Source organism: Lentibacillus populi (genome assembly GCA_014642895.1).
GTDB classification, from domain to species: domain Bacteria; phylum Bacillota; class Bacilli; order Bacillales; family Amphibacillaceae; genus Lentibacillus_C; species Lentibacillus_C populi.
In genome coordinates this window covers 1-11,641 of sequence record BMJD01000073.1, presented here as the reverse complement: position 1 = coordinate 11,641, position 11,641 = coordinate 1, and the positions used below count along the sequence as shown (strand labels likewise).

The following is an 11,641-nucleotide window of genomic DNA, read 5'->3' as shown; positions in this document are numbered from 1 at the left end:
TTCAAGTCTGAATATTCCTTATAGGGAATAAATGGTAATTACCCCAAAATTAAAATGGTTGACAAGCTAGAAAGTTTTTTATGCAACGCAAGTGATATAAAATAGAGGGTGCAGTCCTGGTCAGGAAAACGTTAATTGTCCATAACCGATCATGCTGCCCTCCAACTATATATCATTATTTTGCTACAAGTGTTGGTGCTGTCTCTGCAACTTCACTTATTTTAACTCCCTGATAATAGTACTTTACAATGTCTTGATAACTTTTTCCATTTTTGGCCATTCCATTTGCCCCATACTGGCTCATGCCGATTCCATGGCCAAATCCTTTTGTTGTAAATATGAGATGACCGTTTTTTTGCTCAATGTCAAAATCACTGGATCTCAATTTGAATTTTTCACGAATTTCTCTTCCTGAAAACTCCTTCCCAGCAACTGTCAGCTTGCTGACCCGGTTGCTGTCTGTTCGGGCTATATCAACCTGAATCTGATCCCCCAGATCAACCCCAAGTGCTTGTTCTGCATCCTCGATTGAGACAACCGTTTGGTCTAAAAACTTCGGCGAATTTTTGTCCCATGGGCTTTTGACACTGCGTAAATAGGGAAGTTTATTTTCCCAATAATCCTCAGAGTTCTCTGTATACCCATTGCTTGTCGAAAAGAACGCCGGGAATATTGGAGCGTTATCGTACGTCAATATTTCCCCTTTTGTCGAGGCAACCGCCTTATTTATCTTTTGCATATTCTTATTGTAGTCTTTCCCCCATTTTTTGCGCAGTTCTGCTTCATTGCTGTATACCTGATTTGCCGTAGTGTCGGTCACTGCCGGTTTATCCTCCTGATCCTGGTTTAATAGCAAATCCACTATATATGTCCTTGCTGCAAGTGCTTGAGCCTTTAATGCCTCCAATTCAAATTCACTTGGCATTTCGGAGGCCACAACCCGGGATACATATGTTTCCAATGGCACATTTTCGACTTTGTCACTGCTTGCCCGCATGACTTCTACCGAGAAAGGAGAATCACCTGCACTTAGTTCAACGGTCTCCTCGGGCTCTTGACCGGCATTCACTGTCATTTGCTTATCATTCTTGCTCCCATCTGGCATAACAATTAATGTAGGAATGATCAACATAATGATGCTTAAACTGGCCACAAATAATATACCCGGTAATTTCCATGTAGATGATGTTCCCGTTAGCTGCTTATATTTTTTTTGATTGAGCTTCCCCGGTAATTCCCCCTTTTTTACAGGCATAAGGGAAGTGCTTTTTCGATTGAAGGTGGATTTTTTCTTCTTTTTCCACGCTTTAGGCATTTTGTAGTTGTAGTTGCGATTTTTCATCTGCCGCCTCCTCGTAAGAAATTTGTATGCTGGTTCGAATGTTGCTATTCCTGATACTCGGGTTCATCCAACAACGTATTAAGAAGCTTCTAATGGATGTTCAAAGAATCGCTGATTGGCTCTTGAAAGAAGCGCTTCCCAGCTTCCGGCACCGGGCTAACAGGGGTGCTGACTTCTGCGTTAGCGATTTTCATGGGTAGTTTTAGCAGAAGAGACCCTGCTGCCGACTCTGGAGTGCGCCGCTTATCATTTGGTGACCTTTGAACATCCTCTTCTAGCATCCCTACTATTAAACTTATACAAACCCAGAAAACAATAGAACCAGAAAAACAGGAATCGCGTTTGGAAATAGACAAGCTATTCTGGGTAGAGCAATTGTACAGGATTGGTAGTTTTGATGATGACTTGTAGGATAAACGCTGCACCGGACTATACTGCGTGGTTCCATGCCACGTTGGGTTCTTTTCTCGTTAGTGTTAAGTGGCTTTTTGTTGATGATGGCCTCTTTTCCGTTGATGTTGAGCGGTTTACTGACGGTGTTGACTCCTTTTCTGTTGATGTTACCCGGTTTACTGACGATGTTTTCGTTAAACACTTCTTAAAAAACAAACCCTTCCGCCAGTCTCCGGACGAAAGGGTCTTATTTAAACGGTGCTTAACCGTTTTAGCGGCGTTTTATCTTCCACTGTATCATCATATAAATGACAAGCTACATAATGACTTTGCTCAACTTCCTGCCATGCTGGTTTTTTGATTGAACAAATTTCCATGGCCATGGGGCAGCGGGTACGGAAGACACAGCCGCTTGGCGGGTTAATTGGACTTGGTAATTCACCTTCCAGAATGATTCGTTCACGGCTTTCCTCAATATCCGGATCTGGAATCGGAATGGCTGATAATAATGCCTGCGTATAGGGATGCAGTGGGGTATCATAAAGTGCTTCACTTGCAGTTAATTCAACCATATTGCCTAAATACATCACAGCAATTCTGTCGGAAATTTGTTTGACCATCGATAAATCATGGGCAATAAATAGAAATGTCAAGCCCTTATCCATTTGCAAGTCTTTCAGTAAATTAACAACCTGTGCCTGGACCGAGACATCAAGTGCAGAAATTGGCTCATCAGCTATGATAAAATCCGGATTTAATGCGAGCGCACGGGCAATTCCAATACGCTGACGCTGCCCGCCGCTGAATTCATGCGGGTAACGGTTGGCATGATCACGATTTAAACCAACTTCCTCCAACAGCTCATAAACACGGGCAACCTGCTCTTGTTTATTGGAAAATAACCGGTGAACCTCCATCGGCTCAGCGATCACTTCCCTTACCGTGGAACGGGGATTCAGCGATGCGTACGGATCTTGAAAAATCATTTGCATGCTGCGATAGAAACTAAATTTCTCCTTTTCATCAAGCGCATGTACATTTTTTCCAGCAAAAGTGACATCACCAGCTGTCTTATCATACAGGCCCATGATCGTTCGGCCGATCGTTGATTTACCACAGCCTGACTCACCGACAAGGCCAAACGTTTCTCCCTTTTTAACATAAAAGCTGACATCCTCAACCGCTTTTAAAACTTGGCCTTTTCCCATTTGAAAATATTTTTTCAGGTTGTTAACCTGCAAAATTTTATCCTCATTCACTTCAATTCCTCCCTGTGCCAGTACCTCGTTGCCGCACAAAGCTCCCGTTCATATACGGTTCCTTCAAGGGCAATTATTTCAATTCGTTTCCCCGTTTTCGGTGAATGAAGCATTTTTTCGTCACCGTAATAGATGCCGACATGATGAAGGCCCCCCTTCCCTTCCTCATACGCGAAGAAAATCAAATCTCCTGGCAGTAGTTGATCATATGAAACTTTTTCTCCATTTTCTGCCTGATCGCCTGCATCACGCGGTATTAGGTAGCCATTCGCTTTGTGCATGGCATAACTGAAACCCGAGCAATCGTAGCCGAACGAACTCATGCCGCCCCAAAAATATTCCAGTCCGAGAAATTGCTCGCCAGCCTGGACAACCTTGCTTCCATCCTGTTTTTCCAGTCCGGTAGTCGCCCGAAAAACTGTAACTGCTGCTTTTTTTATAAATAAAGGCCCGTGGGGTGTCATCACTTCAACTCGATCGGTATGCTCCTTTACTAATGGAAGTTGGGTTTGATAACTTATTTTCAAAAAATGCTCCCCAGACTCGGTTTCAAGCCAAGCAAATTTTTCTGTAACGGCAGCCGTTTTGCTGCAACGCCAATCACGTTTTGCCACTTTTTTCAGCTGTTTAACTGGTACCCAGCCCGGATAACCGCGGTCGTCCTTATGTGAGGGCTGGCTTGGGATAATGACATGCGCCCAATCATCCTGAACTTCGCTGATAAGCACCATTTCTCCATATAATAGTTGTGTTTGCACACGGTTTTCATCACACAAAGCAACACGCTGCTCAAAGGTTAATGACTCGATCCATTTATCCATGTTTGTTGGATTACTCGTTCCAAATCTGTCCATTTCCCTGGCCGACTCCGGATTTGTCCAAACGGTGGCAACCTGTACTGACGCAACCCATAGTGTTTCGGGAAATTGTTCAAACGTTTGATTAACCATCCTTTCGTGCTCCTTTCCTGTCAAATTACTTGTTGAGGACATGTTTAAGGTATACGCCCATGTTTAATAGGGCTGGAATTATTCTTTTTAGTATGTTGCATTCTTTAGGTCAAAAGAGATTCCGTATTATCCAACGAACAGCTCCCCAGAAGCGGATCCGGTTCCTTACTTCACATGCAATTACCTAACCACAGCCCTGTTTACCTCGAATGATGTATGCAGTGGTCTGCCGTTTTTATGTTCACTATACATTGTCCCTCCGACGGCTTTAACGCGTTATTATGCAGGAGACCATCCACTACTTTACCCCTGCGTTTATAACAAGGGTTTTTTTGGAAGTCGATAATGTTGCTTTTACCCCTAAAGGAACGGAAAAGTTTGGTGTGCAATGGCCTATTTTAAACCCTGACATGACTGGACAGTTCAGTTCAGCAAAATAATGCTGAAAAACCTGATCTAAACTTAAGGAAGGCTTCTCTTTTTTTGGTGTTGGCAAAGCAAAGTCACCGATAATCATTCCTGCTACATGACACAGCTTGCCAGCAAGCTTCAGCTGATTGAGCATTGCATCAACCCGGTAAGGCTCTTCACCAATATCCTCTAATAACAGCAATTTTCCTTCTGTATCAATTTCATGCGGTGTCCCAAGCGTACTGACCAAAAGTGATAAATTACCGCCAACAAGCTCTCCGGTTGCTTCACCAGGCACAAACACCTGTAAGGGAGATACCGCCTCCGAATAGCAAAGTTTCGTTGGAAAGAATAGTTGTTCAAAAAGGTTTGCTGACAGCTCGGCAAAATCAGCCTTCGCGATATCGGACGCAACCATCGGGCCATGGAACGTAACAAGCCCTGTTGTTTGTCGTATTGCCGTATGTAAATAGGTAATATCACTATATCCCCAAAAAATTTTCGGGTGTTTTCGAATAAGATCATAATCAATCTCCGCTGCCATTCTTCCTGTCCCGTAACCGCCACGGGCACAAAAAATGGCTTTCACAGACGGATCAGCAAACATCGCATGCATATCTGCCAAACGCTCCTGATCCGTACCAGCTAAATAACCGCGCTCTTGGTCAATATGCTTGCCAAGCTTGACATACAGTCCCATTTCTTCAAAAAACGTAATACCGCGGTACAGTTCTTTTCGAATTACCGGGCTGGCTGGTGCAATTACGCCAATTGTGTCACCTTTATGGATGCGTGCTGGATAGATCATGATAAAACCTTCCTTCTATGTATCGCTATTACTATGTATGTAAGGAGCGGTCCATGAGCATGGGTAAATGGACCGTTCCTTTCTGATATGAATACGCTTGGTTTAATTAAAAACGAAGTGATCATTCGCGTGACTTTTAGGCTTCTTCGCGCGGTATTGATCCGGGTTCGCGCTGTTTTCCCGGGTTCCAAGCTGCTGATCGGCAAGTTTTTCCTTTTGATCAGCGAATTCTTGAGCTCGATCGGCGGCTTTTCCCTTTTGTTCAGCGAATTCTTAAGCTCGATCGGCGGCTTTTCCCTTTTGTTCAGCGAATTCTTGAGCTCGATCGGCGGCTTTTCCTTTTGATCAGCGAATTCTTAAGCTCGATCGGCGGCTTTTCCCTTTTGTTCAGCGAATTCTTGAGCTCGATCGGCGGCTTTTCCCTTTTGATCAGCGGCTTCCCTCACGACCAGCGAAGCCCACACTCTCCCGGACCCGTGCGCCCTCATCGCAAAGCAAATCGGGGACATTCCTCCAGGACTAAAGCCAGCTTGTGCAACCCATACAAAACAGCTACTCCTTATCCGCCCATTTCAATTCCAAATATCCAACCGGGTGGCGGACTACTCCGGAAATATTATCTTTATAAATGTATACCTGATTATAATAATGAATCGGGAAGATCGGCATTTCTTCTGCTAACAGTTTTTCCGCTTCATACATATAATCCCAGCGCTTTTGTTGATCGGTCTCTGTTTTTGCTTTTTCGATCAGCTTATCGTATTCTTCGTTCGACCATCCTGTACGGTTCATCGTTGAGCCAGTAATGAAGCTTTCCAGGAAGTTAACTGGGTCCCCATAGTCAAATAAGAAGGTACTGCGTGATAGCTGAAGTTTCAATGCCTTTTGATCCTCTGAAAATACGTTCCACTCGGTATTTTCCAATGTAACATCTACACCAAGATTTTCACTGAACATATTTTGCAATGTTTCAGCGATTGCTTTATGTGCTTCATCTGTGCTGTAGGTCAATGTCACTGGCGGAAGCTTATCATAGCCTTCTTCCTCCATCCCTTCCTTCAATAGTTGCTTGGCTTTTTCTGGATCAAACGTTACGAGATCGCCGTTTGCTTCACGAAAATCAGTGCCTGAAGGGTCGGTAAAACCTGGTGATACAAAACCATGTGCCGCTTCTTCTTTATTTTTCGTAACGAAGTCAACAATTTTATTCTGATCAACAGCCATCGCAAATGCTTTTCTGATTTTCACGTTTTGGAATGGCTCTTTCTCCACATTAAATCGGTAAAAATAGAGACCTGCCTGATCTTCAATTACTACGTCATCTCCATCAATCAACTGATCCGCCATATCAGATGGAATTTCTGTCATATCAAGCTCATTACTTTGGAACATTTGATATTCCGTATTTGTTTGCGGAACCATTGCCCAATCGACTTTATCTAATTTCACGGTGTCTTTATCCCAATATTGATCGTTTTTCACCATGACGATTTTGCTGTCGTGTTCCCATGTTTCCATTTTGAATGGACCATTGGCTACAAATGAGTCGGCATCGGCATACCACTCGGGATTTTCTTTGGCTACTTTTTCATTTACCGGGAAAAACGCCGGGTTTGAAATGACATGCAGGAAAAATCCGGTAGGCGCTTTTAAGGTAACTTCCAACGTCTTGTCGTCTTTTGCTGTAACCATCACATCATCTGCTGACCCTTCCCCATTGTTAAATGCCTCGCCGCCTTCAATAAAATATCCTAAAAATGCTGCTGGCGATCCTGTTTCCGGGTCAAGCAACTGCTTCCAGGCAAACTCGAAGTCACCAGCTGATACGGGATCACCGTTTGACCAATTGGCGTCTTCACGAATATGGAATGTGTACGTTTTTCCGTCTTCAGAGACATCCCAGCTCTCGGCAGTTGCTGCTTCAGGCTTGTCGTCTTTCCCAAGACGTGTCATTCCCTCCATCAGGTTGTTTAACACGTTCCATGAAACCGAGTCAAAACCTTCTGGCGGATTTAACGAAGATGGCTCCTCTCCGTTATTCATAAGCAATACCTTTTCCTCACTCGCTGCTTCTCCTTTTGTGCCACTGTCATCATCTTGCTTCTTGCCAGCATCTTTATTTGCTGTACATGCTGCCAGAACAGTGAACGTCAATGCTGCCAAAAACAGTAAAAGCCACTTCTTCATGAAAATTTTCCCCCTTTTAATTAGTAAAGATAGTCTTGGCTCAATCCAGCTTACACCAAAGTTGGACACGTCCGGCTCCAGCGCCCAGCGGCTAGTGGACAACACCCGCCTCCGTACGATAAGTCAACATCGGTTCGCTTCCAGCTTACCGTGTTTCCTTTATCTCCTACGAAGGAATGTTCAATTAAGACCGCCGCTTTGCGCGGCAACATTGAACCACCCGTGTTGCACGGGCGCAGTCCATACGCCGCTAACCGGGCGCTTCCGCCTTTGATTTTATTTCGCGGCTGCTTCAGCCAAAAGCTGTTTAGCCCGTTCATCCTGCAGCCAGCAGTCCACATGGTGTGTATCTGACAGCTCAGATGAAAAGGGATAAACTTTATCACACACCTCCATTGCCATTGGACATCGTGCGGTAAACGGACATCCTTGTGGAGGTGAGAATAAATCTGGTGGTGTACCATCAATTGGGGTGAGCTTCTCCCCCTTTAAATCGAGCCTTGGAACAGATTTGAGCAAACCCTTCGTATACGGATGCTCCTGTTCATAAAAAATTTCCCGTTTGGTACCAACTTCAATTATTTTTCCTGCATACATCACAGCAATACGATCAGCGATTTTGGCAACGACCCCTAAATCATGGGTGATCAAAATAATCGAAACACCAGTACCAGCTTGAATTTTTTCAAACAGCTCGAGGATTTGTGCCTGAATCGTTACATCAAGTGCTGTCGTCGGTTCATCGGCAATTAACAGCTCTGGTTCACAAATTAGCGCCATCGCAATGACAATGCGCTGCCGCATCCCGCCACTAAATTGGTGCGGGTATTGCTTCAGCCGTTCTTCCGGGTTGGGGATCCCGACCAGATCCATCATTTCCAGTGCCTTCTTTTTGGCGTGGTCACTCGAAATCTTGTGGTGCTGCCTCAATCCTTCCATAAGTTGACTGCCAATTGTTAACGTTGGGTTTAATGCCGTCATTGGATCCTGAAAGATCATCGAAATATCGACCCCGCGAATCCGGCGCATTTCTTTGTCAGAAAGCTTGGTAAGATCCCGCCCGTTGAAAAGGATAGAACCGCCAGATATTTTGCCCGGCGGATCCGGAATAAGCCGCATAATTGCATTAGAGGCAACACTTTTTCCGCAGCCGGACTCACCAACGATTGCCAAGGTTTCCCCTTTATTTAAATGAAAATTGACTCCACGAACGGCTTTTACCGTTCCACCATACGTTGAGAAGGTAACATGGAGATCATTTACTTCGAGAATTTTTTCCAATTGTATCCCCTACTTTCTCAGCTTCGGATCAAGTGCATCCTGAAGCCCGTCACCTAAAACATTAAAAGCAAACATCGTAAACGAGATGAAAAATGCCGGAAAGAATAAGGTCCACCAGTTTCCTGACAAAATTGCGCCAAGTGCATCATTCGCCATCATACCCCAGCTTGCGAATGGTGATTGTACGCCTAAGCCTAAAAAGCTTAAAAATGCTTCAGCAAAAATAGCACTCGGTACCGTTAAGGTCATTTGTACAATAATTGGCCCCATTGTATTAGGCAGCAGGTTTTTGCGAATAATCCGCTTCGTCTTGGTACCAAATGATTTCGAGGCAAGAACAAATTCATAATTTTTAATTTGCAAAACCTGTCCCCTGACAATTCGAGCCATCCCTACCCAGCCAGTGACAGTCAGCGCAACAATAATAGTTGTTAAACTAGGACCCATGACAACTAATAGCAAAATAACAACGAGCAAATACGGGAGCCCGTATAAAATTTCAATGATACGCATCATAATGTTGTCGGTGCGACCACCCTTATAGCCGGCAATTCCCCCATAAACAACACCAACGAAAAAATCGATAAGCGCGGCCATTAAGCCGACAAATAATGAAATTCTCGCTCCATACCATGTCCGGGTAAAGACATCGCGCCCTAACGAATCAGTACCAAACCAATGGGCTCCGGATGGGGGTAAAAACTGATTAGGTAAATCCTGATCTCTAACCGAGTATGGTGTTAGCATTGGACCTATTACAGCCATAATGGTTAACAGGACTAAAAAAATTAATCCCGCCATTGCCAGTTTATTTTTCATCAGCCGTCTCCATGCATCCTGCCAGTAGGATAGAGAAGGTCTGGAAACGGCTTCGGCTGCTTTTAAATCTTTTTCCTTCCATTTGAACAATAAGTCAGAAACCTCTTGCCTGGAAGGAGAATCTGTTATTGTCTGTTCACTCGCTTGTTTCATGCCTTATTCTCCTCCCTTTTTATGCAGCTTGATTCTTGGATCCAGGAAACCATATGCAATGTCTACCAGAAACAGCATAAAGATGAGAAAGGCACTATAAAATACAGTTGTCCCCATGATGACCGGGTAGTCCCGCTGGTTGATGCTTTCTACAAAATATTTTCCCATCCCTGGTATGGCAAATATCTTCTCGATAACGAATGTACCGGTCAAAATACTTGCGAGCAATGTCCCTAATATGGTCACGACTGGCATAAGCGCGTTTTTCAATGCATGTTTAACAACGATTTTCCAAGGTGTCAGACCTTTGGCCCGGGCCATTTTGATATAATCCTGTGTCAGCACCTCAAGCATTGTTGACCGTGTCAGCCTGGCAATAATCGCCATCGGGCCGGTTGCCAGCGCAATGACTGGAAGCACCATATGGGCGGGACTTGACCATGTTGCCGGCGGAAAAAGCTGCAAGTTAACGGCTAATTGCTGGATTAACAATGTTGCCAGAACAAAGTTGGGAATCGAGATACCCAGTACAGCAAAACTCATAGCGGCGTAATCGATTAGCTTGTTATGCCGTAAAGCCGCCATAATTCCTAAGATAATACCGGAGATAACTGCGACGATAATCGTAACGATTCCTAGTTCAAAGGAAACCGGGAACCCGCGTCCAAGCAGATCGTTTACCGTTTCTGTCGGCTGCTTGATGGAAGGGCCAAAGTCAAACGTTACAATTGATTTTAAATAAAGCAAATACTGTATGTAGTATGGTTCATCGAGATTGTAATGTGCCTCGAGATTGGCCTGAACCGTCTCATTCGTACCCCGTTCTTCGTTAAAAGGTGAACCAGGAATCGACACCATTAAAATAAACGTCAATGTAACGATAATCCAAATCGTGATGACCATCATAGCAAATCGTTTTAAAATATATCTAAGCATGTCGTTCCACTCCTATGAAAAGGTTGTACGCATTGCAAGCTCCGTCATGACAAGCATCGCTTGATACGCCTCCAGAATATCCTTTGCCTGATAGGTCACAATGCTTGAATTTGGCACAGGTTCTGTTCCCGGCATAAGATTTGCCCATTCAGCCTGACCGTAATTGTTAAATTCAATTCGTAACACTGGATTCTCCGGCGGTATAAGTGGTTTAACATGATGCCGATTTTTTAATGCTACTTCTGTTTTTTCCGTAAGTAATTCTCCAGATTTTTTCGGTGTCAGACTTTTAACAGCCGAGCGAGAGATGGTTTCTTTGACAACCGCCGTTGTAACGTTTGGAATAAGTTCCTCCGCTTCCTTTGCAGCCTGGTCGTCACCCGCAACCATTAGAACAGGAACACCATAGTATCCCGCCACATATGCATTGAAACCAAGCTCACCAATCGGTATATCATTAATATAAAAGCTTCGGACGGCATGAATCATCGCATGTGCCATTACACCAAATTGTCCTGCCCGTGCATGATAACCGAGAAATATTGCTCCTCCATAGGTATTGTCAAGCCCTTGCACCATTGAAAACGGTTTCACATCTCCAGTAATTAAAAGTGCCTCTGGGTGTAATTGATCGATTAAAATATTATTCATTTTCGAATGACTGTCATTGACCAAAACCGTATCACAGCCAAATTTAAAAGCTGCATCCACCACGTAATTGGTTTCTTCCGTCATTATCTTTCGCGCTCGTTCGTAATTATGTTTAGCCGAATCAACATATGTATAGTCCGGAAGTCCTGTTATCCCTTCCATGTCCACTGACATATATAATTTCATGTTGCTCCTCCCCCTTGTGGACTATTATTAATTTTTTTACAATTTTACCACAATAATAACAAATTTTAAAGGTTTAATTTAACTGCCTTCCGAAAGAAGTCGCCCTCTTCAAGCCTGTTACTGGTAACCCCTAAAGGCTAAGGGGGAGATGAATTTCGGTTTGCTTTCGTAAAATGCTTGCAAACCCCAAACGCATGATCCATAATAGGGTTAGGAGGTGCATTCATGTTACTGAATCAAAAATATGAAATTTTCCCTTCATCTG

Annotated in this window: 10 protein-coding genes; 1 reads left to right on the top strand and 9 read right to left on the bottom strand. The window is 43.9% G+C overall.

All coding sequences use genetic code 11. From position 1 onward, the window contains the following. Positions 1-175: 175 nt before the first annotated feature. From spoIID to IEX12_RS22135, 4 genes are all read right to left on the bottom strand, one after another. A complete protein-coding gene (spoIID, locus tag IEX12_RS22150; RefSeq protein ID WP_230856244.1) occupies positions 176-1,342 on the bottom strand; it encodes a stage II sporulation protein D in 1,167 nt (388 codons plus the stop codon). Between the two features lie 644 nt (positions 1,343-1,986). Then, positions 1,987-2,943, bottom strand: coding sequence for an ABC transporter ATP-binding protein (locus IEX12_RS22145; protein ID WP_102416264.1), 957 nt, complete (start codon positions 2,941-2,943; stop codon positions 1,987-1,989). A 47-nt stretch (positions 2,944-2,990) separates the two neighbouring features. Next, positions 2,991-3,944, bottom strand: a complete 954-nt coding sequence (locus IEX12_RS22140; RefSeq protein ID WP_188725916.1) for a C40 family peptidase — start codon at positions 3,942-3,944, stop codon at positions 2,991-2,993. 298 nt (positions 3,945-4,242) lie between these two features. Further along, positions 4,243-5,163: a S66 peptidase family protein gene (locus IEX12_RS22135; RefSeq protein ID WP_102414455.1), complete on the bottom strand. Its 921-nt coding sequence runs from the start codon at positions 5,161-5,163 to the stop codon at positions 4,243-4,245. 87 nt (positions 5,164-5,250) lie between these two features. Between IEX12_RS22135 and IEX12_RS22130 the strand changes: the two genes are divergently transcribed. Next, positions 5,251-5,508: a hypothetical protein gene (locus tag IEX12_RS22130; RefSeq protein WP_188725915.1), complete on the top strand. Its 258-nt coding sequence runs from the start codon at positions 5,251-5,253 to the stop codon at positions 5,506-5,508. Between the two features lie 207 nt (positions 5,509-5,715). On the opposite strand, the gene IEX12_RS22125 is transcribed toward IEX12_RS22130, so the two are convergent. The 5 genes from IEX12_RS22125 to dppA form a co-directional block, all read right to left on the bottom strand. Beyond that, the gene (locus IEX12_RS22125; protein WP_102414454.1) at positions 5,716-7,350 is read right to left on the bottom strand and encodes a peptide ABC transporter substrate-binding protein; all 1,635 of its coding nucleotides are present in this window, start codon (positions 7,348-7,350) and stop codon (positions 5,716-5,718) included. A gap of 276 nt (positions 7,351-7,626) precedes the next feature. Further along, positions 7,627-8,631: an ABC transporter ATP-binding protein gene (locus tag IEX12_RS22120; protein ID WP_102414453.1), complete on the bottom strand. Its 1,005-nt coding sequence runs from the start codon at positions 8,629-8,631 to the stop codon at positions 7,627-7,629. A 9-nt stretch (positions 8,632-8,640) separates the two neighbouring features. Beyond that, positions 8,641-9,603, bottom strand: coding sequence for an ABC transporter permease (locus IEX12_RS22115; RefSeq protein WP_102414452.1), 963 nt, complete (start codon positions 9,601-9,603; stop codon positions 8,641-8,643). A gap of 3 nt (positions 9,604-9,606) precedes the next feature. Further along, the gene (locus IEX12_RS22110; RefSeq protein ID WP_155555617.1) at positions 9,607-10,539 is read right to left on the bottom strand and encodes an ABC transporter permease; all 933 of its coding nucleotides are present in this window, start codon (positions 10,537-10,539) and stop codon (positions 9,607-9,609) included. Between the two features lie 12 nt (positions 10,540-10,551). Next, positions 10,552-11,376 (bottom strand): D-aminopeptidase DppA, encoded by an 825-nt coding sequence (dppA, locus tag IEX12_RS22105; RefSeq protein ID WP_088052220.1) that lies wholly within the window; start codon positions 11,374-11,376, stop codon positions 10,552-10,554. Positions 11,377-11,641 lie beyond the last annotated feature (265 nt).

Coding starts and splice junctions, on each gene's coding strand:
- IEX12_RS22140 (WP_188725916.1), bottom strand. CDS start 3,944: ATGGTTAATCAAACGTTTGAACAATTTCCCGAAACACTATGGGTTGCG.
- IEX12_RS22125 (WP_102414454.1), bottom strand. CDS start 7,350: ATGAAGAAGTGGCTTTTACTGTTTTTGGCAGCATTGACGTTCACTGTT.
- dppA (WP_088052220.1), bottom strand. CDS start 11,376: ATGAAATTATATATGTCAGTGGACATGGAAGGGATAACAGGACTTCCG.
- IEX12_RS22110 (WP_155555617.1), bottom strand. CDS start 10,539: ATGCTTAGATATATTTTAAAACGATTTGCTATGATGGTCATCACGATT.
- IEX12_RS22115 (WP_102414452.1), bottom strand. CDS start 9,603: ATGAAACAAGCGAGTGAACAGACAATAACAGATTCTCCTTCCAGGCAA.
- IEX12_RS22130 (WP_188725915.1), top strand. CDS start 5,251: ATGAATACGCTTGGTTTAATTAAAAACGAAGTGATCATTCGCGTGACT.
- IEX12_RS22145 (WP_102416264.1), bottom strand. CDS start 2,943: ATGGGAAAAGGCCAAGTTTTAAAAGCGGTTGAGGATGTCAGCTTTTAT.
- spoIID (WP_230856244.1), bottom strand. CDS start 1,342: ATGAAAAATCGCAACTACAACTACAAAATGCCTAAAGCGTGGAAAAAG.
- IEX12_RS22135 (WP_102414455.1), bottom strand. CDS start 5,163: ATGATCTATCCAGCACGCATCCATAAAGGTGACACAATTGGCGTAATT.